The organism is Hydrogenophaga sp. LT287 (assembly GCF_055702805.1).
Window position 1 is genome coordinate 41,060 of sequence record NZ_JBVPZC010000016.1, and the last position, 23,278, is coordinate 64,337.

Sequence of the window (23,278 nt, forward strand, 5' to 3'; positions counted from 1 at the left end):
AGCTTTGGGCTGACGGCACTCACTCGTTAAGCAGCCGCTTCACGTCATCGGCCAACGCCTGCGCGCCGCTGCCATAGCGGTGGTAAAGGCGCACACGGCCCGTGGCGTCGTACACGTAGCTGCCGGCCGAATGGTCCATGGTGTAACTGGTGGGGGTGCTGCCCGGGACCTTTTTGTAATAAATACGGTAGCTCTTGGCCAGTGCAGGCAAGGCGTCTGGAGCAGCGTACAGGGCCAGAAAACTGGGGTCAAAGTTGGCCATGTATTCCTTCATGATCTCGGGCGTGTCGCGCTCGGGGTCGATGCTGACAAAAAGGCCCTGCAAACGCTCGCCATCGGCACCCAGCAGGCGCCGGGCCTCGGCCAGTTCACCGAGCGACGTGGGGCACACGTCGGGGCATTGGGTGAAGCCAAAGAAAACCACCACAGCCTTGCCCTTGAAGTCGGTCAGTGTGCGCGGTTGTCCGTTGTGATCGGTCAGCGAAAAGCCGGTGGCGTAATCAGCACCCGTGATGTCAATGCCGGTAAAAGCCGGTTTGTTCTCACCACAGGCAGCCAGCAAAACCAGAGCGCCCATGAGCACGGCTCGACGGATCAGCAGAAAAGGGGTCATGAGCGGGTCCAGGAAAACGGGATGGGCTTGATGGATCTGGTGCGCGCAACGCACAACGGACCGTGTCAGAGGTAATGGTCGATCAGCAGCGCAGCGAACAGCAACGACAAATGGATCAAGGAAAAGCGGAAGGTTTTTCGGGCCAGCGCATCGGAATAATCCCGCCACAGCACATAGGCGTAACCGGTAAACCCAATGCTCAGCACCACCGCCACCGCGAGATAAAACCAGCCGCTCATGCGCATGACGAAGGGCATGAGACAAGCCGCAAACAGCACCAGGGTGTAGAGAAAAATCTGCAACCGGGTGAACTCAGAGCCGTGCGTCACCGGCAACATGGGCAGGCCCGACTTGCGGTAGTCCTCCACCCGGTACAGTGCAAGCGCCCAGAAGTGGGGGGGCGTCCAGAGGAAGATGATGAGGAAAAGAATCAGCGCCTCTGGAGACACCACGCCGGTCATGGCAGCCCAGCCCAACACCGGGGGCATAGCACCCGAGGCGCCGCCAATCACAATGTTTTGCGGTGTGAGCGGCTTCAAAATCACGGTGTAGATGACCGCATAACCCACAAAAGTGGCAAAGGTCAGCCACATCGTGAGCGGGTTGACCCAGAAGTACAGAATGCCCGAACCCATGGCGCACAGCACGGCCGAAAAGGTCAAGGTCTTGAGGTTGGAGAGCTCGCCCTTGGCGGTAGGTCGCCAGGCGGTGCGTTTCATCTTGGCGTCAATCTGCTGCTCAACCACGCAGTTGAAAGCTGCAGCGGCACCCGCCACCAGCCAGATACCGAAGGATGCAATGGCGGCCAGCTGCACCTGCGCCCAAGTGGGCACACCCGGTACGGCAAGCACCATGCCGATCAGGGCGCAAAACACAATGAGCTGGATGACACGCGGTTTGGTGAGCGCGTAAAACTGCCGCCAGGCAGGTGGCAGGGCAACGGCAGTGGGGTTGGAAGACGCGGAGCTCATCAGATGGGTCGAGAGGTGGTGAGTGCAGGCGCGCTCACGGGTTGATGGGCGGTGCGGGTGCTGAAAATGGCGCCGGTCATGACCACCACGAGCGCTGCTGCGCCACCGGTGTGACTCACGGCGGCCAGCAGTGGCCAGTCGAGTACCACGTTGGTCAAACCGGTAAAAAACTGCCACAGGGCCAAGGCCACCAGCCAAAGCGCCGTGTTCCGCATACCGGCCACCGACCACAGGCGCCAGACCAGCCAGAACAAGGCCGCAAAAACCACATAGGCGCTGAGCCGGTGCACATAATGAATGGCGGTCAGCGCCGCAAACGCAATGGCTTCACCGGCCCGGTTTTGCCCCAGTTCGCGCCACAGGGTAAAGCCATGCTGGAAGTCCATGTCGGGCCACCAGCTGCCCTGACAGGTCGGGAAATCGCTGCACGCGAGCACCGCGTAGTTGGTGCTGACCCAACCGCCCAGTGCGATCTGAATCCAAAGCAACACGTAGACCAAACCCAGCGCCAGCCGGGTGTTGGGTGGCAACGACACGGGCGCTGCCGCACCCGGCGAAGCCAAGGCATAGCCGGTCGCTTGTGCGCGCAGCAAAGCCAGCAAGGCCATACCGCCCAGCAGATGCAACGTCACGATAGCGGGGAACAGTTTCATGGTGACCGTGAGCGCACCAAAGGCACCCTGCAAGCACACCCAGACCAGCGTGACCAATGGCCAGACGTAAGACACAGAGATACGTCGGCGCTCAATCCAGCTGACGCTGGCCAGCACGATGATCAACACCCCCACGGCGGTGGCCAGGTAACGGTGGATCATTTCGATCCAGGCTTTGGAGAACGTGACCGGTCCGGTGGGCATGGCTTCTTGAGCCGCCGCAATGGCGCTGCTGGCTCCTACCGGGCTGGCGCTGCCGTAGCAACCCGGCCAGTCGGGACACCCCAGACCGGAGTCGGTCAATCGGGTAAAGGCGCCAAACAGGACCAGGTCAAACGTGAGAAACAAGGTCATCAGCGTCAACATGCGCAACCGCTGGGCCGGTGCGGCGTGGCGGTTGCGCACCCACACCCAGGCCAAGGGCCCAAGGGCAATCACCACACCCAGAAACATGATCCGGGCAATGGGTGCCAGGTCGTACAACGCTTGGGTTTCCATGTCAGAAGCTCAATAAACCGCCCCGACCGAAACGGCCGCGCGGCAAGACAAATTAAAAATACTTGAACAGCCTGCGCAACACAGGGCATCGGTGCCGCACGACCCGCGGCACGCACAGGAGCCGCTCAAAGCCCAGGCGCGTTGCATCAGCGGCCCGCCTTGTCCCAAAAAGACGAGGCTCGCAGCAGGCGATCAAGGTCACGCTTGGCCTGCTTGGGGTCCACATTGGCGGGAAAGCGCATCATCCAGTTACCCAATGGGTCCACCACGTACAAATGGTCTTCCAGACGCTGCCCCGGGGCTGGTTCAAGCCAGTTAGCCAGTTGCGCAGCGTCAACCTGCAGCACGGTTGCAGCAGCAGTGGCTTGCAACATGGGTTCGCTCAGCGGCGTATCTCCGGTGCGCAACCAGACCCAGTCCAGCCGGTCCTTTTCTTTGCCCAGTGTTTCACGAAGCTGGCGCTGCAAGTACAGGTGCCTCTGGCAAGCGTCATCGCAAGCGCTGTCGGCTACGCTGATGAGCAACCATTGGTCTTTGAGTTGCTCGAGCGGCTTGGCCTGGCCTTGGGCATCGATTCCCGCGAAAGCAGGCAGTGGGCGCTGCGGGTTTACCAGTTCACCGTAATTGCGGCGGCCTTCAGGGCGCACCACGTAGTAAGTGAAATAAGAAGCTATGACGGGTGCGGTGCACACCAACAGCAGGGCGAGCATTTTCCAGCGCCCGGCCCGGGTGCTGGCTGCACTGCGGGCACTGGCCTGGTCCAGTTGGGGCAAGCTATGCACAGTCATGGTCAACGGTTCATCAGGCGTCTGTGCCATTGGGAGTGCGCTTTCGGCGGGGAGAGAGGAATTGGAACCAGACATACAAAATGCCAGCGAGGGCACACAAGCCGAACCATTGAAACGCATAACCGTGGTGCTTTTGCACGCCTGCGGTGATGCTGGGCCAGTTGCGCTGCAGTCCGTCTTTCATGTCGCCCGTTTGTAGAACTGAAACATCCAGCAGGGCAAGCCCTGTTTCCTGCGACAACGCGGCGACGTCGATATTTTGCCGGATCGGCCCGGACCCCGCGTCACCCAGTTCAAAAAGCTTGCCCGGTGCAGGGGCCAAACGCCCTTGAATGCGAATAACACCCACGGGTGTTTCTACCTGAGGCACCCGACTGCGGTCGGTGAAATCCCGCGGCACCCACCCTCGCTGCACCAATATCACCCGATCACTCCCAGTCAGCCGCAAGGGTGTGACAAGGAAAAACCCCACCCTTCCGTCCATCTGGCGGTTGTCAAGAAAGATATCGATCCCGGTCACCCACTCTCCAGTGAGGCGAACGGAGCGGTGCAAGCCGACTTGCGGGTCTGCAGCCTCAAACAGGTTGCGTTCGGTCCAGGCTGTCAGCTCGCTGCGCTGTTGAATCTGGTCCTGAAGAGCCTGCTTTTGCGAGGCCCGTCCTAGCTGCCACACGCCCAGCGCGCTGGTCACCCCCATGGTGATGAGCGTTGCCAGAGTGACGATCCAAAAGCGTACAAGTCGGGGACTCATGGCCTGGCTACGTCAGAAATCACAAAGAACCGGATAATGTGCCGCATGAAATACCTTGTCATTGCCGCTTTTGTCGCCATTTTGGGCAGCTTGGGAGCTGCGTTGCTGTACATGATGCGGGGAGGAGCAACCAACCCATCAGACAGCGAAGGAATGCCCCGCAAAAATCACATGGCACGTGCGCTGGCGTTCAGGGTGGGGTTTTCCATCCTACTTTTTCTGGTCGTTTTGATCAGCTACTGGATGGGTTGGATCAATCCAACAGGCTTGCCTATGCAGCCCTGACTTCCCACTCAACGTGGGTTAAAGAAAAAAGCGCCCATTGGCGCTTTTTTCTTGGGTTTAAAGGGCCCGCTAACTGCTGCTAAGACCCCTCACTGTTTAGAGCCAGTAAACCAGAATATACAAACCGAGCCAGACCACGTCCACAAAGTGCCAGTACCAGGCCGCGCCTTCAAAGCCAAAATGGCTCTTTGCGGTGAAATGGCCCCTCTGCAGGCGCAACGTGATAAACAGCAGCATCAACATGCCTACGAACACGTGGAAACCGTGAAAGCCCGTCAACATGAAGAACGTCGAGCCGAAGATGCCTGAAGACATTTTCAGGTTCAAGTCAACATAGGCGTGGTAGTACTCGTAGCCTTGCACGCACAAGAACACCACACCCAGAATCACCGTCATCCACATGAACGCGATGGTTTTGCTGCGGTTTCCAGCCTGCAAGGCATGGTGTGCAATGGTCAGGGTCACGCCCGAAGTCAGCAGCAAGGCGGTGTTGATGGTGGGCAGCCAGAATGGTCCCATGGTCTGGAATGGCTCAACGATACCGGCGGGGGACGCTGTAGCACCGGCCTGCACGCTCGGCCAAATCGACGTGAAGTCAGGCCAGATCAGCGCATTTTCAATGTTTCCCAGTGCGGGCACAGAGTGCACCCGAGCCCACCACAGCGCGGTGAAAAACGCGCCGAAAAACATCACCTCGGAAAAAATGAACCAGCTCATGCTCCAGCGGTACGACAGATCAATCTTGTGACCGTACAAACCGCTTTCGCTTTCGTTCACAGCATCACGAAACCACTGAAACAGCACGATGGACCAAAAGGTCAGTCCAAAGGCCAAAGAATAGGCGCCCCATTCGACCCCATTAATCCACTGGCCGGCACCCAGAATCACGAAAAACAGACCAAAGGAGGCCATGACGGGGTGACGCGAAGGCCCCGGAACGTAGTAATAAGGCGTCGTGCCGTGTGTTGCTGCTGACATGCTCACTCCTAATTGCTTTCGCTTATATGAATATTGGAAAAATTAAATAACGGTTGCTGGCTCGAACCACGTCTAAGCCACAACCCAGTTCACGAGCAAGATCAAAGCGAAGACGAACAACAGCGCCATCAGCACACCCACCACCATGATGTGTATCGGGTTGAGTTTGGCGATGTCGCTTTGATAGTCTGCATTGCGCCTGACACCCAGAAAACCCCAAAGAACGGCCTTGACGGTACCGCTGATGGAGCCTTTGCGCCGATGAACAGGCTCGGTCATACCGGGTCTACCGCCTTGGGCAACATCACCGGCGTCTGAACAGCCACATCTTGAGGAGCCTGCGGCACCTTGCCACCCACCTCAAAGAAAGTGTACGAAAGCGTGATGGTGGTGACGTCTTTGGGAAGGCGCGGGTCAATGACAAACGCCACTGGCCATTCTTTCTTTTCACCCGGCGCCAGTGTGTACTGGGTAAAACAGAAGCACTCCAGCTTGTTGAAATGGGCAGATGACTGCCTCGGTGCGTAGCTCGGTATGGCCTGCGCTGCCATGGTTCGGTTCTGGATGTTCTGGAACTCGTACACCACCGTGGTCAATTCACCGGGGTGGACTTCCATCGAACGCACGGCGGGTTTGAAGTGCCAGGGACCCCTGGTGTTGACATCAAACTCGACCGTGATGGTCCGGGAACGATCCACCTGGGTGTTGGTTGGCGACGTGGGACGTGAACCAGGCACCTCCAACTCTGAACGGGCAAGTATGTTGATACCTGTCGCTTCACAGATGGCTTCGTAGATGGGCACCAGCGCATAGCCGAAACCAAACATACCCAGCGTAATCACGCCAAGCTTGCCGACCATCTTGAAGTTTTCGCTGCGCAATCCCATGGGGTACTTTTCTCAGTTTGCTCGTTAAGAGCGATCAACCACCAAAGAAAACCAGTTTACCGATGAAGCCCAGAAAAAAAACCAGCGCCACAGAACCCAGGATCAGGCCCAGGCGCAGGTTGTTCTTTTTTTGTTCAGACGACATATTTTCAACGGATCCAGACAATTTCAGCCGATCACTTTCGTGGCGGTGGCGTCCAGCTTCGGTGGATTTTCGAAGGTATGGAAAGGCGCTGGAGATGGAACTTCCCACTCCAGACCTTCTGCGCCCTCCCAAGGCTTCTGTACGGCTTTCTCGCCTTTTCCACGCATGGCGGGAATGATCACGGCAACGAAGAAATACACCTGCGCGAGGCCGAAGGCCAAAGAGCCAACCGAAGCCAATGCGTTGAAGTCAGCAAACTGCATGGGGTAGTCGGCGTAACGGCGTGGCATACCGGCCAGACCCAGGAAGTGCATCGGGAAGAACGTGACGTTGAACGAAATCATCGACCACCAGAAATGGATCTTGCCCCGTGTCTCGCTGTACATCACACCGGTCCACTTGGGCAGCCAGTAGTAAATGCCGGAGAACATGGCAAACAGCGAACCGGCCACCAGAACATAGTGGAAGTGGGCCACCACGTAATAGGTGTCCTGCATCTGGATATCAATGGGAGCCACCGACAAAATCAGGCCCGTGAAGCCGCCCAGGGTGAACACGAAGATAAAACCGACAGCCCACAACATGGGGGTCTCGAAGGTCATCGACCCCTTCCACATGGTCGCGATCCAGTTGAAGATCTTGACGCCCGTGGGTACCGCGATCAGCATGGTCGAGTACATAAAGAACAGCTGTCCGGTCACTGGCATGCCGGTGGTGAACATGTGGTGTGCCCACACGACGAACGACAAAATAGCGATGGAGCCAGTGGCGTACACCATGGACGCGTAGCCAAACAGCTTCTTGCGCGCGAATGCGGGTACCACCTGGCTCACGATGCCGAAGGCCGGCAAGATCATGATGTAAACCTCGGGGTGGCCGAAGAACCAGAAAATGTGCTGGTACATCACGGGATCACCGCCGCCGGCGGGGTTGAAGAAGCTGGTGCCAAAGTGGCGGTCCGTCAGCGTCATGGTGATGGCGCCAGCCAACACGGGCATCACAGCGATCAACAGGTAAGCGGTGATCAGCCAGGTCCAGCAGAACATGGGCATCTTCATCAGGGTCATGCCGGGGGCGCGCATGTTCAAGATGGTGACGATGATGTTGATCGAACCCATGATGGACGACGCACCCAGGATGTGCATGGCAAAAATACCAGCGTCCATGGATGGGCCCATCTGCAACGTCAGCGGTGCATACAGCGTCCAGCCGGCGGCGGGAGCACCACCAGGCATGAAGAACGACGACACCAGCATCAGTGCAGCAGGAATCATCAGCCAGAAGCTGAAGTTGTTCATGCGCGCAAAGGCCATGTCGGAAGCGCCGATTTGCAATGGAATCATCCAGTTAGCAAAACCGACGAAGGCAGGCATGATGGCGCCAAACACCATGATCAGGCCGTGCATGGTGGTGAGCTGGTTGAACAACCCAGGGTTGACAAGCTGCAAGCCAGGCTGGAAAAGCTCGGCGCGGATCAGCAGGGCCAGTACACCGCCCACCATGAGCATGGTGAAGGAGAACAGCAGGTACAGCGTACCAATGTCTTTGTGGTTGGTGGCAAAGACCCAACGGCGCCAGCCCGTGGGGGCGTGGTGGTCGTGGTCATGGCCATGTGCGTCGTGGTGGTCAAGAACTGCACTCATGATCGATTCCTTTGAAGCTCAATAATTATCTGCAAACAGATCACTTGCGAGCGGCCACCACGTCGGCGGGCTGCACGATTTGCTCGGTTTTGTTGGACCAGGTGTTCTTGGCGTAGGTCATCACGGCTGCCAGCTCGGTATCAGAGAGCTGCTTCCAGGCTGGCATGGCACCACCGGCAGCGCCGTTGAGCATGACGTTGATCATGAGTCCGTTGTTTGCATCGGTCACCAATGCAGAACCGTCCAGTGGCTTGATTGGGCCCGCGCCCTTGCCGTTGGCCTGATGGCAAGCAACGCAATTGGCGGCATACACCGACTCACCGCGCTTGACCATGTCGGTCAATGCCCACACCTTGGATGGATCGTCTGCGGCAGCAGCCATGGCTTTTTGCTGCTCACCGACCCAGGCGGTGTACTCCTCGGCCGAAACCACTTTGACATGGATAGGCATGTAGGCATGCTCTTTGCCGCACAACTCAGCGCACTGCCCGTAGAAGTCGCCGGTTTTCTCGGCGCGGAACCAGGTGTCGCGCACGAAGCCGGGGATGGCGTCTTGCTTGACGCCAAAGGCAGGCACCATCCAGGCGTGAATCACGTCGTTGGCGGTGGTGATGATGCGGACCTTTTTGCCCACAGGCACCACCATCGGATTGTCGACCTTGAGCAGGTAGTTGTCGGTGGGCGGTGGGTTGCCGCTGTTGGACATTTCGCGGTGGCTGTTGTCCAGCGTGGACAGGAAGCCAATGCCTTCGCCCTCACCCTTGATGTAGTCGTAGCCCCATTTCCACTGCATGCCCGTGGCCTTGATGGTCAGGTCGCTGTTGGTGGTGTCTTTCTGAGCCACCAGCACTTTGGTGGCAGGCAGGGCCATGCCAATCACAATCAGCAAAGGCACGATGGTCCAACCCAACTCGACCCAGATGGGCTCGGCCAGCTCTTGCGACTTGTGCCCCACCGACTTGCGGTGCTTCAAAATCGAATAGAACATGACGCCAAACACGATGACGAAGATGACGGCGCAAATGCCCATCATGAACCAGTGCAGCCAATGCTGCTCTTCGGCGATGCGGGTCACCGCAGGCGCGAAGTTGAGCTGATTCACAGCCGGACCGCCAGGCAGGTCATTGACCTGAGCGCCTGCCGTTGCCCACACACCCGCACCCAGCGCCAGTGCGGTACTTGCTGCGCGCAGCGTTGTCAGCCGTTTTCGCATGAAATCACCTGTTTTCTTCGTCGTACTCACTTTAAGCGCCTCAAATATAAGTATTGATTTATATCAATGCAGATTAGAACAAATTTTCTCAGGGCCGCCCACTCAGGGAATACCCAACCCCCACACCCTCGATCTCACACCCCGCTCAAAGCCTGCCGAATCTCGCGCGCCAGCACCGGCCGCAGTTCTGGCCGAAGGAAACGCCCAAGCTGCACTGAAGAACCGCCACTGCGGACTTCAACCAGCTGACCTCGGGACAGCGGCTCAACGCGCACCCACTCCCTCACAAATTCGCTGCGCCTCACATGGCCTGCGGTCTCCAGCTCCACGATCAATCGACCGCCTTGCAGACTCACCCGCTCACTGTCTGCAGCGTGGCGCGCGTACACCACAAAAGCGGTCGCAAGCGCAGCCAATTCCAACAACGCGAAAGGCAGCACAAGCACGGCACCCTGAAACCAGAAAAACACCGCCACCGCCAATGACAAGGCACCCAGAGCGCCGAACGTCATGGCGAGCTGAACAGGCGTTACCGAACAGTTGCGCTGCAAGGTCCAGTGCAAACCGTCTGCGGACTCCGTCGCCAGTCGAAAAGCTTTGCTGGTTTGACCCACCATCTACCACCAGTCGTGTTCTGAAACAGCCTCAGGGCGTTTCAGATGCGCAGGGAAAATACCCCGAAGGCTTTGATTTATGTCAATTGTAGCGGCCGCTCTCATGGGCTTCCCTGACAAAACCGCCACATCCGACTGGGACAAGGTGGCTTAGGTCACTTTTGACCTACTGAGGGTGGTTCGACGGCCGCTGGCGGCACGCCGGCAACCGACCCCATTCAGCTCCGCCCCGAGCGGAGCATGGCCCTCATGTCGTCCATGGAGACGGCCGTGGTTGCGTCCAGCTTCACACGCGGCGTGGGCTTGAAGGCGTGCCCGTAAATAATCTCCAGCGTCAGCAACAAGCGGCCGTCCTCCGAACGCGGGCACTCTGCCTCAATGGTTTCGCACAATGTGGCGCGCCAAGCACGCGAACGCAAGCCAGGAAAGCGGTGGGTATGCAGGTTTCTGCCGAGCAAGCGCAGGTCTTGCAGCATGGGCATTGCGCCGCTGTAAGAGAGCGAAATGCGCTCCATGTCCATCACCGGCTCGGCGAATCCACTGTGCACGAGCATGTCGCCCCAATCGTGCATGTCGGTGAATGGGTGGGTAGGCTCAGGCCATCCCAGGCGGGCATACAGGGTGCGCAGCTCGCGCAATGTGTCCGGCCCGAGGCAGGAAAACATCAGAAACCCGTTGGTCTCAATGGCTTCATGCCAGCGCCTTAGCAACGCCAGCGGCATGGCTTCTGTGTGCAGCGCCATATTGGCCCACACCATGCCGACTCGGGTACCTTCACCCGCTGGCAGGGGTGACCTTCCGCGCAACCAATGCTTGGGATTCCACGACAGAGCCCGGGACTCGCGGGTGGCCTCCAAAGCCTCCGGCATCTGTGACGAGGCCACATGAACGGCCGCGCCGGGCAAGACCGCAAGAAGCTGCTCGTGGGCCCGCAAGCCCCCGTTGATCGGCTCCCAGTGCAGCCAGCTGCCGGGTTTGTCGCGGAACCACTGAAGCCGCTCGACCATGCGCGAAGCCACCTCCTCATGGAGCCACGGGCTGTCGGCACGGGGCTGCATCTGCCAGCGCAGAGCAGCCTGAGGGTCCAGGTGGGGGACGGCGGTTTCGGCCTCAGGCAGGTTGTTCACAGTTGGGGTGGAGCTTGATGCGCTTTCAAACCCGGCCAGGGTGGGACGGGCGCGAAGCGGGTCAACAGAATGAGGGCAGACGCAAAGTCGCCGTGGCAATGCCACAACGCCATGGCCGTTTTGCTGACAGCGTGAGTATATTGGGCCCATGTTCCACGCATGGCGACGGCTCTCAGAACACCTACCCAGCAGTTGCCAAGTGTGCGACCGATGGCCCGCGCAGCCGGTTTGCACCGCTTGCACGGCCCGTTTTGCGGCGCAGCGCCTGCGCTGCCGGGCTTGCGCCACGCCTTGGAACGCGTCGGCGGTGGCAGGGGAGTTTTGTGGCGCGTGCAGCACCCGCACCACGCCGAGGCTGGTGCAGTCTTGCGTGGCCGCGGTGGACTACGCCTACCCCTGGGACGGGCTGATTGCCCGCTTCAAGTTTCGAGGGGAACCCGGCTGGGCCCGCCCGATGGCCGAGTTGACGCTGCAAACGTCTGGCGCCTTGGCCTTGTTGCAGGCTTGTGACCTGGTGGTGCCGATACCGCTGACAACCGCACGTCTGGCCAGCCGTGGTTACAACCAGGCGTGGGAGCTCGTCAAAGCCCTGCGCGCGGCTGCACCCAGCGAGTTGGCCCAAAACGACGCACTGGCCGACGCCCTGGTGCGGCTGGGCGAGACACCAGACCAGCACAGCCTGTCGCGCGAACAGCGCCTGCGCAACCTGCAAGGCGCTTTTGCGGCGCATCCGCAGCACGCAGCACGCCTGGCAGGCGCCCGCGTGCTGCTGGTCGACGACGTCACCACCACCGGGGCCACCCTGCACAGTGCAGCACAGGCGCTGCTGCTGGCCGGCGCCCAGCAGGTCAGCGCCCTGGTGTTTGCGCGCACACCGCCCCATTGAAGACCTGCGCTGCAGAACATCGCAAAGCACCCTTCAGCCCGTGAACCTGCAGGGTTATCATCGCGGCTCTTGCAGGGAGAGCAACTAGACCAGTCACTGGCACGCTCCACTATCTGGCCACGCACGCCAGCAGCCATGTTCCATATCGTTCTTGTTGCGCCCGAAATACCGCCCAACACCGGGAACGTGATCCGGCTCAGTGCCAACACCGGTTGCGCGTTGCACCTCATCGAGCCCCTGGGCTTTTCGATGGACGACAAGCACATGCGCCGAGCGGGCCTCGACTACCATGAATACGCGCGCGTGCGCCGCCATGCCGACTGGGATGCGTTTTTGAGCGCCGAGACACCCAACCCAGACCGCCTGTTCGCCTTCACCACCCGCGGCAGCCACAGCGTGTTCGCCAACGCCTTTCAGCCCGGCGACTGGCTGGTCTTTGGCTCCGAAACGCAAGGCCTGCCGCAAGCCCTGCGCGAACGTTTCCCGTCGCAACAGCGCTTGCGCCTACCCATGGTGGAAGGACAACGCAGCCTGAACCTGTCGAATGCGGTGGCGGTGTCGGTGTTCGAAGCTTGGCGCCAGAATGGTTTTGAGGCCACAGCAACGTGAAGCAGTTCACCCTTGTCATGGAGTGCCTACCCAACACAACGGCCTGCCGCCTCTGCACAATGCAAATTCATATTTTTTTGCGCCGCCCGTCAAAAACTCCGGCCGCCGCACCGATTTCCGTGGCTCACCCGGCCGCTTGGAGACTGCATTGATTCCCTCCATCACCCGAATGTTCAAAGTTGCGTTCAGACCGCGGCACCAGGCGCGCAAACCCGCGACGCTGAAAGACCTGGCGACCATCCGCAAGGCGCTGCTGCTGGGCCTGGAAGACTGCACCAGCGAGGGTGCTGCGCGCTTGCGCACCAAAGTGGCACAAGCCAAGACGCCCCAAGAGCTGTGGATGCTGCGCAACGACGCCTACCAGCTCATTTCTCAGCAGCACAACCAGTCGGTGGCTGCAGAACGCATCAACGACATGATCCATTTTTTTGAAGGCTGGCTCGACCCCAAGCAGATCGCCAGAATCAAATAAGGTTACCGCTTGCCCGGCCATCGGGCCGTGGCTTTCAGGGGTAGCGTCTCACCAGCGCTTCGGCCACACAAACCGGTTTTTCTGCGCCTTCGCGCTCCACCACCACCGACCAGATCATTTGCAGACCGCCATGCTCGATGGGCTCCGTGGCCAGCAGCGTCAGGCGCCCGCGCAAGCGGCTGCCCACCGGCACCGGCGCCGTGAAACGCACGCGGTTCAGACCGTAGTTGACCCCCATGCCTGACTGGCGAACCTCAAAAGACGACTCCAGAAACACCGGCAACAACGACAGCGTGAGGAAGCCGTGGGCAATCGGTGCGCCAAAAGGACCAGCGCGCGCCTTTTCCACATCCACGTGAATCCACTGGTGATCGCCCGTGGCTTGGGCAAACTGGTTGACCTGCTCTTGGGTGATGGTGAGCCAGTCGCTGACAGCCACTTCCTGGCCCACGCAAGCGGCCAGATCGGCCAAAGTTTCAAAGGTTTTCATGCGCTCGACTCTATAGAGCCGCGGCGCAGCGGACTGTCGGCACCGCGACAAACACGGCACCGGTCAAGGCATGGCCAAAGTCAGCAGCTCAGTTGTCCAGCCAGTCGCAAATAGCCCGCCATTGCTGCAAGTCTTTGTCCACCCGGCCGGGGGCCACATCAAACAGCGTCAAGCCCCGCGCCGCCAGATGGATGTAGTTTTGCGTGTCGCGCAAAAAGCCCAGCACCGGCAACCCCAGACCGCCCACAAACTCCTGCAACTTCTCGGCGGCAATGGTGCGGCCGTCCACACGCATCCCCACGATGCCGATCTTGGCTTTGTCAGCGTCGCGGAATTCGGCCACCTCGTCCAGAAAATCGCGGGTGGCGTAAATGTCAAAAATGCTGGGCTGCAAGGGCACCAGCACCTTGTCGGCCATGCGCATCACGTCTTTGAACCGCCAGCCATGCAAGCCCGCCGGGGTGTCCAGCACCACATGGGAGGTGTCTCGCGGGGGCCGGGCAATCAGGTCGTGCGAGACCGCCCAGGTCGCAATGGGACGTGCGGCGGGTGGACGCAGCTGCAACCACAGACGAGACGATTGCTGCCGGTCGGCATCGCCCAGCATCACGGCATGGCCCTGGCTCGCAAAGTAACCCGCCACGTTGGTGGACAGGGTGGACTTGCCCACGCCGCCCTTGGGATTGGCAACCACCACGATCGGCATAACGACCTCCTCGAATCTGAAGAATTTTGTCGATGTTAACGCCGGCTCCAGGCGCTCAGTGAAAGGCGTCCCACAGCAGTTTGACGCCGGTGAGCAACATGCCGGCGTACAGCATGCGGTAAAAAAGCAGCGGCTTGATGCGGTGTGCAATGCGCACCCCCACCCACACACCGATTGGCGCAAATGGCAACAAGGCCAGCGACGTGGTCATGTTGCGCACATCCAGCAGGCCCAGCCAGGCATACGGAATCCACTTGGCGAGATTGATGAAGAAAAAGAAAAAGGCCATGGTGCCGGTGAACTGCAAGGGCGACAGGCGCAGCGGAATCACATAGGCATTGATCGGCGGGCCACCCGCGTGGGCGATGAAACTGGTGAAGCCCGAGGTAAGCGTCAACAGGGCGCCCAGCCACTTGGGAGGCGGCGGGCTGTCGGGCCGCGGCGGGAACAACAGGCGCTGCGCAAGAAACAGCAAGGTGAAGCCCCCCACAATGCCGGCAACCACCCGTGCGTCGAGCACCTTGAACAGCAGCGCACCCACCACGATGCCGAGCAGCCCAAACGGGATCAGGAAGCGCAACAAGCGGCGGTCCACATTTTTCCGAAATGCGGCCATGCCCAGCAAGTCCATCAGCAGCAGCACCGGCATCAAAATGGCTGCGGCCTGGGGCACGGTCACGGCCAGCGCCATCATCGGCACGGCCAGAGAACCGAAGCCAGCGCCAAAACCGCTCTTGCTCACGCCCAGCAGCAGCACCGCAGGAATGGCCACGGCGTAGAAAAATGGGTCTGTGATCAAGGGCATGGGGTGACAATCTGGGGATGCAAAACGTTCAATTCTGGGGCGAAACCTTGCGCTTGCTGGTGGAGCTGGCGGGCACTGCGGCCTTTGCCTTGGCGGGCATCATGGAGGCCGCACGCAAACGCCTGGATGCCGTGGGCGTCTGTGTGGTGGGCTTTCTGACCGCCTTTGGCGGCGGTACGCTGCGTGACCTGCTGCTGGACCAGCGGCCTTTTTTCTGGGTGCGCCATGTGGAAATGTTGTGGGGCGTGCTGGCGCTGTGTGTGCTGGCCATGTTTTTTTTGCGCCAACGGCATTTTGACCTGACGGAACGCGCCATCCAGTGGCCCGACGCGCTGGGCCTGGGCCTTTTTGCCGCCACGGGTGTGCACCAGGCGCTGGTGCTGGAGCTGCCCGGCGTGGTGGCCGTGCTCATGGGCCTCATCACGGGGGTGTTTGGTGGCGTGCTGCGCGACGTGGTGTGCAACGAAATACCCACGGCGTTTCACGACCACCGGCCCTACGCCGTCTGCGCGTTTGCGGGCGGCTGGGTCTATGTGGGCCTGTGGCAGCTGGACGCGCCGGGCTGGCTGGCGCTAGTGGCCTGCGTGGCGGTCACGGCCGGCCTGCGGGGGCTGGCTATTTGGCGCAACTGGCAGCTGCCGGCCTGGCGGAAATAAGCCGCAAGCGCAGGCGCTCAGCACCCACGCTGGCACCCGCAGTCGTGTTTCTCAGACCCGCTCAATGATCAGCGCAATGCCCTGCCCCACGCCGATGCACATGGTGCACAGCGCGTAGCGTCCGCCTGTGGCGTGCAGGCGGTTCACCGCCGTGGTGGCTAGGCGCGCACCGCTGGCACCCAGCGGGTGGCCCAGCGCAATCGCACCACCCCAGGCGTTGACGCGCTCGTCGTCGTCCTGCAGGCCGAGCTGGCGCAGCACCGCCAAGCCTTGCGCAGCAAAGGCTTCGTTGAGTTCAATCACATCCAACTGCGCCAACGTCAGACCCGTGAGTGCCAGCACCTTTTGCGTGGCCGGCGCCGGGCCAATGCCCATGATGCGCGGCGCCACACCGGCGGTGGCCATGCCCACGATGCGGGCCTTGGGCGTCAGACCGTTCTTGCCTGCCGTGGCTTCGTCGGCCAGCAGCAGCGCACAGGCGCCGTCGTTCACACCGCTGGCGTTGCCTGCGGTCACGGTGCTATCCGGGCGCACCACCCCTTTGAGCTTGGCCAGCGTTTCCAGCGTGGTGGCCCGGGGGTGTTCGTCGGTGTCCACCACCAGCGCATCGCCCTTTTTCTGGGGAATAGTCACCGGGCAGATTTCGCGCGCCAGGTGGCCCGCTTGGATGGCGGCCACGGCCTTCATCTGGCTGGACAGGGCCATGTGGTCTTGCGCTTCGCGCTCGATCTTGAATTCGGTGGCCACGTTTTCAGCCGTCTCGGGCATGGAATCGACCCCGTACTGCGCCTTCATGAGTTTGTTGACGAAGCGCCAGCCAATGGTGGTGTCGTAGACCGCGTTGTTGCGGCTGAAAGCGGTCTCGGCTTTGGGCATCACAAACGGGGCGCGGCTCATGCTTTCCACGCCGCCAGCGATCATCAGGCCGGCTTCACCCGCCTTGATGGCGCGCGCCGCCGTGCCCACGGCGTCCAGGCCCGAACCGCACAGCCGGTTGATCGTGCCCCCGGGAACCTCCAGCGGCAGGCCGGCCAGCAAACTGCTCATGTGGGCCACGTTGCGGTTGTCCTCACCGGCCTGGTTGGCGCAGCCGTACAACACGTCGGTGATGGCGGCCCAGTCCACCTGCGGGTTGCGTGCCATGAGCGCGCGCAAGGGGATGGCACCCAGGTCATCGGTGCGCACGCTGGACAGTGCGCCGCCGTAGCGCCCAAACGGGGTGCGGATGGCGTCGCAGATGAAGGCTTGGGTCACATGGTCTCCTGATGTAGATTTCATTGAGTCGAAAAAATATGCATTATCTTGCATGTTTTTCAGGCGATTCGCAAGCCATTGTGCCGCTGCCTGCGGCCCTGGCTCGTGTGTACGCGACAATCTGGGCATGCTGATTCAACCCTCTCAGGCCGATGTTCGCCGTTATTTTTGTGGCGTTTTCGCCAAGGCCCGCTCAGGGTCGCCACTGGATGCCATGGAAACACTGGTGAGCCAGTGGATTGACGAACACCCCGAATACCACGCTACCCTGGCAGACCTGGATGCAGCCCTGCGTGACATGGCAGTGGCTGACCCCAACCAGGAAAACCCCTTCCTGCACCTGTCCATGCACCTGTCCATCAGCGAGCAGTCCAGCATTGACCAGCCCCCAGGCATACGCCAGGCGGTGGAGCTGTTGGCTGCCCGCCGTGACGACCTGCACACCGCCCACCACGAGGTGATGGAATGCCTGGGCCGCATGATCTGGGAAAGCCAGCGCGCGGGCCGCCCGCCCGACGGTGAAGCCTACATCGAACAGGTGCGCCAAAGGGCCACGAAAGACTGATGGGTTGAAGCGTCGGGAAAGCAAAAAAGCCGCTCACTGAGCGGCTTTTTTGGTGGGGCACAGTGCCCAGAATCAGCGGAAGCGGGACTGAGGCACGATTGTCAGCTCGCCCTCAACCGAAGCCAGGTATTTGGCAATTTCACGCATTTCAGCGGTGGAATACTGCTTGGCGATGCCCGCCATGATGCCGTTGGAGCGGCCCACAACGTTGTTGCCTTCCACCGTATACGACTTGAGCGCCACGAACAGATAGTCGGCATGCTGGCCACCCAGCTTGGGGTAGCTAGGGTCAATCGGCTTGCTGAAGTTCGCACCGTGGCAAGAGGCACAGGCACCCCTTTCAATCAGTGCGGCAGCAGCGGTGCTGGCGGTCCGAGGCACATCCGGGGCGGCCTTGCCGGCGTGTGACGCGTAAAAAGCGCCCAGGTCGGCCATGTCCTGCTCGCTCAGAGAACCCGCGATACCGCGCATGGACGGGTGCTTGCGGTCGCCTTTTTTGTAAGCAGCCAACGAAGCGGCAATGTACTGGGCGGTCTGGCCCGAGATCATCGGCACCTTATGGATTTCGGGGAAGCTGTTCTGGTAGCCCGGAATGCCATGGCATCCAATGCACATATCGGCTTTTTTCTGGCCTGCTTGTGCGTCACCGGTGACGCCCTGGGCATGGGCGGTCAATGCTGCTGCTGAAAGCGTCGCAGCGGCGACAAGGGTACGAATGATCGTGGGCAACAGTTGGTTCATTTTGCAAGCACAATGAGATGGACATTGATAAAAATCAATGGGCGATTATATAGACTCGATCATCACCGCTGACTTATTGATAACCCTGAGCTGCCACGCCGGGCCCGGCAGAACCCCCACCCGAGCCCCAGACTGTTGGCCGCCTACACGATGCCCCGCCATGAAATTCCAAGGTTCACAAAACTACGTTGCCACCCAGGACCTGATGCTGGCCGTCAACGCGGCCATCACGCTCAAGCGCCCGCTGCTCGTCAAGGGTGAGCCCGGCACCGGCAAGACCATGCTGGCCGAAGAGGTGGCGCAGGCGCTGAACATGCCGCTGCTGCAGTGGCACATCAAAAGCACCACCAAGGCGCAGCAGGGCCTGTACGAATACGACGCGGTGAGCCGGCTGCGCGACTCGCAAATGGCCGATGTCGATGGCGGTGAGCGCGTCAAAAACATCCACAACTACATCGTCAAGGGCGTGCTCTGGCAGGCCTTCACCGCCGACCAGCCGGTGGCGCTGCTGATCGACGAGATCGACAAGGCCGACATCGAGTTTCCCAACGATCTGTTGCGTGAACTCGACCGCATGGAGTTTTATTGCTACGAAACGCGCGAAATGGTGCGCGCCAAGCACCGGCCGCTGGTGTTCATCACCTCGAACAACGAAAAGGAACTGCCCGACGCGTTTTTGCGCCGCTGCTTTTTCCACTACATCAAGTTTCCCGACGCCGAAACGATGCAGCGCATCGTGGACGTGCACTTCCCCGACCTCAAAAAAGAACTGCTGGCCGCGGCCATGAAGACCTTTTTTGACGTGCGCAACCTGCCAGGCCTGAAGAAGAAGCCGTCCACCAGCGAGCTGCTGGACTGGCTCAAACTGCTGATGGCCGAAGACATTCCACTGGAAGCCCTGCAAAGTGCCGACAGCAAGGTGAGCATTCCACCGCTGGTGGGCGCCTTGCTCAAAAACGAGCAGGACACCACACTGTTTGAAAAGCTGGTGTTCATGAACCAGCGCAACCGCTGAACACCGGGCACTGAAAGCGTGTACGCATGAGCTTTGCCGACCCCGTGACCCTGCTGGGCGCTCACGCCTCGCTGGAGCCCCTTTCCATGGCGCACCATGACGACCTGTGCGAGGCCGTGCGTGATGGTGAACTGTGGAAGCTTTGGTACACCAGCATTCCGTCGCCCGACCTGATGGCGTGCGACATTGAAAACCGCCTGTCGTTGCAGGCCTCCGGCAGCATGCTGCCTTTTGCCGTGCTGGACACCGCCGGCAAGGCGGTGGGCATGACCACCTACCTGCACATCGATGCGGCCAACCGGCGCCTGGAAATTGGCGCCACCTGGTACCGCCGGGCGGTGCAGCGCAGCGCCCTCAACACCGAATGCAAGACCTTGCTGCTGACGCACGCGTTTGAAGAGCTGGATTGCATCGCGGTCGAGTTCCGCACCCATTTCATGAACCACCAGAGCCGCCGCGGCATTGAACGGCTGGGAGCCAAACTCGACGGCGTGCTGCGCAGCCACCAGATCAACCGCCACGCCGACGCACCGGGCACGCTGCGCGACACCTGTGTGTACAGCATCACCGCCACCGAGTGGCCCACGGTGAAGGCGCACCTGACGCACCAGCTCGCCAAACCCCGCACGGCTGTAGCCTGAGGAGACCGCCATGCTGATCGACTTTTTTTACACGCTGAGGGCGGCCAAGCTGCCTGTGTCGGTCAAGGAATACCTGACCTTGCTTGAAGCCATGGACGCCGACGTGGTGGGGCCGCGCAACCCCGACGCCTGCACCATGGACGACTTCTATTACCTGGCGCGCACCGCGCTGGTGAAGGACGAAAAGCATTTCGACAAATTCGACCGCGCCTTTGCCGCCTACTTCAAAGGCGTGGAGATGCTGGCCGACTTCACCAAGCCCATTCCGGCCGACTGGCTGCGCAAAGAAATTGAGCGCATCCTGTCGGACGAACAAAAAGCCAACGCGCCCAAGATGGACTGGGACGAGCTCATGGAGACGCTGAAAAAGCGGCTCGAAGAGCAGAAGGAGCGCCACGAAGGCGGCAGCAAGTGGATCGGCACCGGCGGTACTTCACCGTTTGGCCATGGGGGGTCCAACCCGCAGGGCATCCGCATTGGTGGAAAGGGTGGCAACAAAACCGCCGTGAAGGTGTGGGACCAGCGCGCTTACCGCGACTACGACGACACGCAAGAGCTGGGCACGCGCAACATCAAGGTGGCACTGCGCCGCCTGCGCAAGTTTGCACGCGAAGGCAACGACCTGGAACTGGACCTGCCCGACACCATCCGATCCACCGCGGCCAACGCGGGCTGGCTCGACATCAAGATGATTCCCGAGCGGCACAACAACGTGAAGGTGTTGCTGTTGATGGACGTCGGCGGCACCATGGACGACCACATCCAGCGGGTCGAAGAACTCTTTTCAGCGGTGAAAAGCGAGTTCAAGCACCTGGAGTTTTATTACTTCCACAATTGCGTTTACGACTTCATGTGGAAGAACAACCGCCGCCGCTACGCCGAAAAATTCCCGACCTGGGACATTTTGCGAAAGTACAACAAGGACTACAAGCTGATCTTTGTGGGCGACGCGACCATGAGCCCGTATGAAATTTTGCAACCGGGCGGCAGCGTGGAATACAACAACGAAGAGGCGGGTGCCGAGTGGCTGCAGCGGCTCACGCACACCTTTCCCAAATTTGCCTGGATCAACCCGGAACCCCAGGGCGTGTGGCAGTATCGACAGAGCATCAGCGTGATTCAACAGCTCATGGGCCAGCGCATGTATCCGCTGACCCTCAAGGGGCTGGAAGACGCCATGAGAATGCTGTCGAAATAAGCCCTTGCATGAACCTTTCCTTTTTATGCCGTGTGGGTGTCACACGGCTGATGGTGCTGGCGCTGGCCTGCCTGCTGCCAACAGCGGCGCTGGCCCAGGGCGAACCGCCAACACAAGCCGCTGCGGTGGTCACGGCGGCCCCATTGCTGCCCGCAGAAGCCCGCATCGACACGGTGGTCGACACCACCGTGGACGGAACCCCCACACAGCGCCGGCGCAACGGCCAACCCCGCCCGCCCGCCGAACCCCGGTTTGACATTGACCTGCAAGCCACCCCCGAGCTCAGCGATTTTTTGCTGCGCCACTTGGAACTGCAGCGCTTTCGCACCCTGCGCGACCTGGACGCCAACGAGCTGGAGCGCCTGCTGGCAGCGGCTCCGGACAATCTGCGCGATCTGCTGGGCACGCTGGGCTATTTCGCGCCGGTGATCGAAGTCAGCCTCACGCCGGCACCCACGGCAACGCCCACAGCGCAGGAGGCTGCTGCGGCCGAGAGCAGCCGCGGCAAGCTGGGCACGGTGACGGTGCGGGTCGAGCCGGGGCCGGTCACACGGGTGGCGTCGGCCAACGTGTACTTCAAAGGCGACATTGCCACCGCCCCGCAAGCGGCCGAGCAGCGCGAAGCCATTCGCCGCAGCGGCACGCTGGCCACTGGCGTGGCCTTTTCGCAAGCCGACTGGGACCGCGCCAAAACCACTGCCCTGCGCCAGCTGATCGCGCAGCGCTACCCGGCCGGGCGCATTGACAACAGCCTGGCCGACATTGACGCCACCACCCAAAGCGCCAACCTGTACATCGAACTCGACTCGGGGCCTTCGGTGCAGGTGGGCGAGGTTCGGGTTGAGGGCATCGAACGCTACGACCCGACCACGGTGGAGCGCCTGGTGCGGCTGGCCGGGCTCACGCCGGGCAGCGACTACAACCTGGAAAAACTGCAGGCCGCGCAACAACTGATTGCGGAAAGCGGCTATTTCGATTCGGTGTTTGTGTATGTGGACCCGGTCAGCGAAGCACAGACCTCACCCGTGGTGGTGCAGGTGCGCGAGACCAAGCGCAAGATGCTGGTGCTGGGTGTGGGCGGCAGCACCGACAAAGGGGCCCGCCTGTCCATAGAACACACGCACCACCGCGTGCCGGGCATTGGCTGGCGGGCCTTGAACAAACTCCAGCTCGAACGCGACGACCAACTGGCCAGCACCGTCTGGAGCGCGCCGGTGAACGACAAGGGTTGGCGATGGATCAGCAGCGGGCAGGTGGCACGCCAGCTCGATGGTTTAACGACCACCACCAGCCAGCGACTGCGCGCTGGCCAGGCCCAGGACACCGCCGATCTGGACCGCAGCTTCTTCCTGCAATACGACCGCGCACGGGCCGTCAACACCGCATTGCGCAGCCTGCTGCCGACGCCAGCCGAATCATCGGTGTCGGCCAACTACGCGTGGACACGCCGGCGCTTCAACGACCTGGTGTTCCCCGAGTCGGGTCATGGGCTGAGCGTGGAGCTGGGCGTGGGGACCACACTGGACGAAGCCCGGCTGCCGTTCACCCGCGCGCAGGCCCGCTGGCTGGGCTACTGGCCGATCAGCGCGCTCGGCAGTGCACCGCGCACCGCGCCGATGGGGGAAGCCCGCCCCGAAGCAGACGACACGGGCCGCGCCGGCCGCCTGGCGCTGCGGCTGCAGGGTGGCGCGCTGTGGGCCAAACAAGATGCCCCGGTGCCCGAAACCCAGTTGTTTTTGACCGGTGGTGACACCACGGTGCGCGGCTATGGTCTGCGCGACATTGGCGTGCCCCAGCCCGACGGCAGCGTGTCGCCGGGTCGCTACCTGGCGGTGGCCAGCCTCGAATGGCAGCGCCCGGTGTGGCGCAACGGCACGCGCTCACCCTGGGAAAGCGTGGTGTTTGTGGACGCCGGTGCGGTGGCCAACATGCCAGGCGACTTGCGCCCGAAATGGGGCGTGGGCGCTGGCATGCGCTACAACAGCCCGGTGGGCCCTTTGCAGGTGGACCTGGCTTATGGCCTGGACAGCAAGCGCCTGCGCGTGCACCTCAACGTCGGCTTCAGCTTCTGACG

General features: G+C 61.1%; 28 protein-coding genes. 10 read left to right on the forward strand and 18 right to left on the reverse strand.

The window, feature by feature from the left end:
* Positions 1-19 precede the first annotated feature (19 nt).
* The 5 genes from AC0GNR_RS12800 to AC0GNR_RS12820 form a co-directional block, all read right to left on the reverse strand.
* A complete protein-coding gene (locus AC0GNR_RS12800) occupies positions 20-613 on the reverse strand; it encodes an SCO family protein (protein WP_472901338.1) in 594 nt (197 codons plus the stop codon).
* A gap of 65 nt (positions 614-678) precedes the next feature.
* Positions 679-1,584, reverse strand: coding sequence for a heme o synthase (cyoE, locus tag AC0GNR_RS12805; RefSeq protein ID WP_472901339.1), 906 nt, complete (start codon positions 1,582-1,584; stop codon positions 679-681).
* On the reverse strand, positions 1,584-2,735 hold the full coding sequence (locus tag AC0GNR_RS12810; RefSeq protein ID WP_472901340.1) for a COX15/CtaA family protein: 1,152 nt from the start codon (positions 2,733-2,735) through the stop codon (positions 1,584-1,586). The genes cyoE and AC0GNR_RS12810 overlap by 1 nt, the downstream gene beginning before the upstream one ends.
* A 146-nt stretch (positions 2,736-2,881) precedes the next feature.
* Positions 2,882-3,598 (reverse strand): SCO family protein, encoded by a 717-nt coding sequence (locus AC0GNR_RS12815; RefSeq protein ID WP_472901341.1) that lies wholly within the window; start codon positions 3,596-3,598, stop codon positions 2,882-2,884.
* Complete coding sequence (locus AC0GNR_RS12820) at positions 3,537-4,274, reverse strand: SURF1 family protein (RefSeq protein WP_472901342.1); 738 nt, start codon at positions 4,272-4,274, stop codon at positions 3,537-3,539. Before AC0GNR_RS12820 ends, AC0GNR_RS12815 begins: the two co-directional genes overlap by 62 nt.
* A gap of 45 nt (positions 4,275-4,319) precedes the next feature.
* Here AC0GNR_RS12820 and AC0GNR_RS12825 point away from each other — a divergent pair, with 45 nt between their 5' ends.
* Positions 4,320-4,559: a twin transmembrane helix small protein gene (locus AC0GNR_RS12825; RefSeq protein WP_472901343.1), complete on the forward strand. Its 240-nt coding sequence runs from the start codon at positions 4,320-4,322 to the stop codon at positions 4,557-4,559.
* Positions 4,560-4,655: 96 nt separating this feature from the next.
* Here the strand turns inward: AC0GNR_RS12825 and AC0GNR_RS12830 are convergent, their stop codons facing one another.
* The 8 genes from AC0GNR_RS12830 to AC0GNR_RS12865 all read right to left on the reverse strand — a co-directional run bounded on the left by AC0GNR_RS12830 (position 4,656) and on the right by AC0GNR_RS12865 (position 11,097).
* Positions 4,656-5,537 carry a cytochrome c oxidase subunit 3 gene (locus tag AC0GNR_RS12830; RefSeq protein ID WP_472901344.1) on the reverse strand — a complete coding sequence of 294 codons (882 nt, stop codon included), beginning with the start codon at positions 5,535-5,537 and terminating at the stop codon, positions 4,656-4,658.
* Between the two features lie 72 nt (positions 5,538-5,609).
* A complete protein-coding gene (locus AC0GNR_RS12835; protein WP_472901345.1) occupies positions 5,610-5,816 on the reverse strand; it encodes a DUF2970 domain-containing protein in 207 nt (68 codons plus the stop codon).
* Positions 5,813-6,424, reverse strand: coding sequence for a cytochrome c oxidase assembly protein (locus AC0GNR_RS12840; RefSeq protein ID WP_472901346.1), 612 nt, complete (start codon positions 6,422-6,424; stop codon positions 5,813-5,815). Before AC0GNR_RS12840 ends, AC0GNR_RS12835 begins: the two co-directional genes overlap by 4 nt.
* 34 nt (positions 6,425-6,458) lie before the next feature.
* Positions 6,459-6,569: a cytochrome oxidase small assembly protein gene (locus tag AC0GNR_RS12845; RefSeq protein ID WP_472901347.1), complete on the reverse strand. Its 111-nt coding sequence runs from the start codon at positions 6,567-6,569 to the stop codon at positions 6,459-6,461.
* Positions 6,570-6,592: 23 nt separating this feature from the next.
* A complete protein-coding gene (gene ctaD / locus AC0GNR_RS12850; protein WP_472901348.1) occupies positions 6,593-8,212 on the reverse strand; it encodes a cytochrome c oxidase subunit I in 1,620 nt (539 codons plus the stop codon).
* A gap of 40 nt (positions 8,213-8,252) precedes the next feature.
* Positions 8,253-9,425 (reverse strand): cytochrome c oxidase subunit II, encoded by a 1,173-nt coding sequence (coxB, locus tag AC0GNR_RS12855; protein ID WP_472901349.1) that lies wholly within the window; start codon positions 9,423-9,425, stop codon positions 8,253-8,255.
* Positions 9,426-9,559: 134 nt separating this feature from the next.
* Positions 9,560-10,042, reverse strand: a complete 483-nt coding sequence (locus tag AC0GNR_RS12860) for a DUF2244 domain-containing protein (RefSeq protein ID WP_472901350.1) — start codon at positions 10,040-10,042, stop codon at positions 9,560-9,562.
* A 215-nt stretch (positions 10,043-10,257) separates the two neighbouring features.
* On the reverse strand, positions 10,258-11,097 hold the full coding sequence (locus tag AC0GNR_RS12865) for a methyltransferase domain-containing protein (protein WP_472901373.1): 840 nt from the start codon (positions 11,095-11,097) through the stop codon (positions 10,258-10,260).
* Between the two features lie 268 nt (positions 11,098-11,365).
* On the opposite strand from AC0GNR_RS12865, the gene AC0GNR_RS12870 reads away from it, so the two are divergent.
* The 3 genes from AC0GNR_RS12870 to AC0GNR_RS12880 all read left to right on the forward strand — a co-directional run bounded on the left by AC0GNR_RS12870 (position 11,366) and on the right by AC0GNR_RS12880 (position 13,133).
* Positions 11,366-12,052 carry a ComF family protein gene (locus AC0GNR_RS12870; RefSeq protein ID WP_472901351.1) on the forward strand — a complete coding sequence of 229 codons (687 nt, stop codon included), beginning with the start codon at positions 11,366-11,368 and terminating at the stop codon, positions 12,050-12,052.
* A 135-nt stretch (positions 12,053-12,187) separates the two neighbouring features.
* Positions 12,188-12,661: a tRNA (uridine(34)/cytosine(34)/5-carboxymethylaminomethyluridine(34)-2'-O)-methyltransferase TrmL gene (gene trmL, locus AC0GNR_RS12875; RefSeq protein WP_472901352.1), complete on the forward strand. Its 474-nt coding sequence runs from the start codon at positions 12,188-12,190 to the stop codon at positions 12,659-12,661.
* A 169-nt stretch (positions 12,662-12,830) separates the two neighbouring features.
* Positions 12,831-13,133 carry a hypothetical protein gene (locus tag AC0GNR_RS12880; RefSeq protein ID WP_472901353.1) on the forward strand — a complete coding sequence of 101 codons (303 nt, stop codon included), beginning with the start codon at positions 12,831-12,833 and terminating at the stop codon, positions 13,131-13,133.
* 34 nt (positions 13,134-13,167) lie between these two features.
* On the opposite strand, the gene AC0GNR_RS12885 is transcribed toward AC0GNR_RS12880, so the two are convergent.
* The 3 genes from AC0GNR_RS12885 to AC0GNR_RS12895 form a co-directional block, all read right to left on the reverse strand.
* A complete protein-coding gene (locus AC0GNR_RS12885; protein WP_472901354.1) occupies positions 13,168-13,623 on the reverse strand; it encodes a MaoC family dehydratase in 456 nt (151 codons plus the stop codon).
* Positions 13,624-13,711: 88 nt separating this feature from the next.
* Positions 13,712-14,329 (reverse strand): nucleotide-binding protein, encoded by a 618-nt coding sequence (locus AC0GNR_RS12890; protein ID WP_472901355.1) that lies wholly within the window; start codon positions 14,327-14,329, stop codon positions 13,712-13,714.
* A 55-nt stretch (positions 14,330-14,384) separates the two neighbouring features.
* Positions 14,385-15,134 carry a sulfite exporter TauE/SafE family protein gene (locus AC0GNR_RS12895; RefSeq protein ID WP_472901356.1) on the reverse strand — a complete coding sequence of 250 codons (750 nt, stop codon included), beginning with the start codon at positions 15,132-15,134 and terminating at the stop codon, positions 14,385-14,387.
* Between the two features lie 17 nt (positions 15,135-15,151).
* Between AC0GNR_RS12895 and AC0GNR_RS12900 the strand changes: the two genes are divergently transcribed.
* Entirely contained in the window at positions 15,152-15,790 is a 639-nt protein-coding gene (locus tag AC0GNR_RS12900; RefSeq protein WP_472901357.1) for a trimeric intracellular cation channel family protein, read from the forward strand.
* Positions 15,791-15,841: 51 nt separating this feature from the next.
* On the opposite strand, the gene pcaF is transcribed toward AC0GNR_RS12900, so the two are convergent.
* Positions 15,842-17,044 carry a 3-oxoadipyl-CoA thiolase gene (gene pcaF / locus AC0GNR_RS12905; RefSeq protein ID WP_472901358.1) on the reverse strand — a complete coding sequence of 401 codons (1,203 nt, stop codon included), beginning with the start codon at positions 17,042-17,044 and terminating at the stop codon, positions 15,842-15,844.
* A 130-nt stretch (positions 17,045-17,174) separates the two neighbouring features.
* Between pcaF and AC0GNR_RS12910 the strand changes: the two genes are divergently transcribed.
* Positions 17,175-17,609 (forward strand): DUF1841 family protein, encoded by a 435-nt coding sequence (locus tag AC0GNR_RS12910; RefSeq protein WP_472901374.1) that lies wholly within the window; start codon positions 17,175-17,177, stop codon positions 17,607-17,609.
* 72 nt (positions 17,610-17,681) lie between these two features.
* Here AC0GNR_RS12910 and AC0GNR_RS12915 read toward each other — a convergent pair whose 3' ends face one another.
* Entirely contained in the window at positions 17,682-18,350 is a 669-nt protein-coding gene (locus tag AC0GNR_RS12915) for a c-type cytochrome (protein WP_472901359.1), read from the reverse strand.
* A gap of 160 nt (positions 18,351-18,510) precedes the next feature.
* On the opposite strand from AC0GNR_RS12915, the gene AC0GNR_RS12920 reads away from it, so the two are divergent.
* Genes AC0GNR_RS12920 through AC0GNR_RS12935 form a run of 4 tightly spaced genes read left to right on the forward strand, consistent with a single transcriptional unit; the run spans position 18,511 to position 23,276 of the window.
* Entirely contained in the window at positions 18,511-19,365 is an 855-nt protein-coding gene (locus tag AC0GNR_RS12920; protein WP_472901360.1) for an AAA family ATPase, read from the forward strand.
* A 26-nt stretch (positions 19,366-19,391) separates the two neighbouring features.
* The gene (locus AC0GNR_RS12925; RefSeq protein ID WP_472901361.1) at positions 19,392-20,006 is read left to right on the forward strand and encodes a GNAT family N-acetyltransferase; all 615 of its coding nucleotides are present in this window, start codon (positions 19,392-19,394) and stop codon (positions 20,004-20,006) included.
* 10 nt (positions 20,007-20,016) lie between these two features.
* Entirely contained in the window at positions 20,017-21,204 is a 1,188-nt protein-coding gene (locus AC0GNR_RS12930) for a vWA domain-containing protein (protein ID WP_472901362.1), read from the forward strand.
* Between the two features lie 8 nt (positions 21,205-21,212).
* On the forward strand, positions 21,213-23,276 hold the full coding sequence (locus AC0GNR_RS12935; RefSeq protein WP_472901363.1) for an autotransporter assembly complex protein TamA: 2,064 nt from the start codon (positions 21,213-21,215) through the stop codon (positions 23,274-23,276).
* Positions 23,277-23,278: the final 2 nt, after the last annotated feature.

Coding starts and splice junctions, on each gene's coding strand:
- AC0GNR_RS12800 (WP_472901338.1), bottom strand. CDS start 613: ATGACCCCTTTTCTGCTGATCCGTCGAGCCGTGCTCATGGGCGCTCTG.
- cyoE (WP_472901339.1), bottom strand. CDS start 1,584: ATGAGCTCCGCGTCTTCCAACCCCACTGCCGTTGCCCTGCCACCTGCC.
- AC0GNR_RS12810 (WP_472901340.1), bottom strand. CDS start 2,735: ATGGAAACCCAAGCGTTGTACGACCTGGCACCCATTGCCCGGATCATG.
- AC0GNR_RS12815 (WP_472901341.1), bottom strand. CDS start 3,598: ATGTCTGGTTCCAATTCCTCTCTCCCCGCCGAAAGCGCACTCCCAATG.
- AC0GNR_RS12820 (WP_472901342.1), bottom strand. CDS start 4,274: ATGAGTCCCCGACTTGTACGCTTTTGGATCGTCACTCTGGCAACGCTC.
- AC0GNR_RS12825 (WP_472901343.1), top strand. CDS start 4,320: ATGAAATACCTTGTCATTGCCGCTTTTGTCGCCATTTTGGGCAGCTTG.
- AC0GNR_RS12830 (WP_472901344.1), bottom strand. CDS start 5,537: ATGTCAGCAGCAACACACGGCACGACGCCTTATTACTACGTTCCGGGG.
- AC0GNR_RS12835 (WP_472901345.1), bottom strand. CDS start 5,816: ATGACCGAGCCTGTTCATCGGCGCAAAGGCTCCATCAGCGGTACCGTC.
- AC0GNR_RS12840 (WP_472901346.1), bottom strand. CDS start 6,424: ATGGGATTGCGCAGCGAAAACTTCAAGATGGTCGGCAAGCTTGGCGTG.
- AC0GNR_RS12845 (WP_472901347.1), bottom strand. CDS start 6,569: ATGTCGTCTGAACAAAAAAAGAACAACCTGCGCCTGGGCCTGATCCTG.
- ctaD (WP_472901348.1), bottom strand. CDS start 8,212: ATGAGTGCAGTTCTTGACCACCACGACGCACATGGCCATGACCACGAC.
- coxB (WP_472901349.1), bottom strand. CDS start 9,425: ATGCGAAAACGGCTGACAACGCTGCGCGCAGCAAGTACCGCACTGGCG.
- AC0GNR_RS12860 (WP_472901350.1), bottom strand. CDS start 10,042: ATGGTGGGTCAAACCAGCAAAGCTTTTCGACTGGCGACGGAGTCCGCA.
- AC0GNR_RS12865 (WP_472901373.1), bottom strand. CDS start 11,097: ATGCAGCCCCGTGCCGACAGCCCGTGGCTCCATGAGGAGGTGGCTTCG.
- trmL (WP_472901352.1), top strand. CDS start 12,188: ATGTTCCATATCGTTCTTGTTGCGCCCGAAATACCGCCCAACACCGGG.
- AC0GNR_RS12880 (WP_472901353.1), top strand. CDS start 12,831: ATGTTCAAAGTTGCGTTCAGACCGCGGCACCAGGCGCGCAAACCCGCG.
- AC0GNR_RS12885 (WP_472901354.1), bottom strand. CDS start 13,623: ATGAAAACCTTTGAAACTTTGGCCGATCTGGCCGCTTGCGTGGGCCAG.
- AC0GNR_RS12890 (WP_472901355.1), bottom strand. CDS start 14,329: ATGCCGATCGTGGTGGTTGCCAATCCCAAGGGCGGCGTGGGCAAGTCC.
- AC0GNR_RS12895 (WP_472901356.1), bottom strand. CDS start 15,134: ATGCCCTTGATCACAGACCCATTTTTCTACGCCGTGGCCATTCCTGCG.
- AC0GNR_RS12900 (WP_472901357.1), top strand. CDS start 15,152: ATGCAAAACGTTCAATTCTGGGGCGAAACCTTGCGCTTGCTGGTGGAG.
- AC0GNR_RS12915 (WP_472901359.1), bottom strand. CDS start 18,350: ATGAACCAACTGTTGCCCACGATCATTCGTACCCTTGTCGCCGCTGCG.
- AC0GNR_RS12920 (WP_472901360.1), top strand. CDS start 18,511: ATGAAATTCCAAGGTTCACAAAACTACGTTGCCACCCAGGACCTGATG.
- AC0GNR_RS12925 (WP_472901361.1), top strand. CDS start 19,392: ATGAGCTTTGCCGACCCCGTGACCCTGCTGGGCGCTCACGCCTCGCTG.
- AC0GNR_RS12930 (WP_472901362.1), top strand. CDS start 20,017: ATGCTGATCGACTTTTTTTACACGCTGAGGGCGGCCAAGCTGCCTGTG.
- AC0GNR_RS12935 (WP_472901363.1), top strand. CDS start 21,213: ATGAACCTTTCCTTTTTATGCCGTGTGGGTGTCACACGGCTGATGGTG.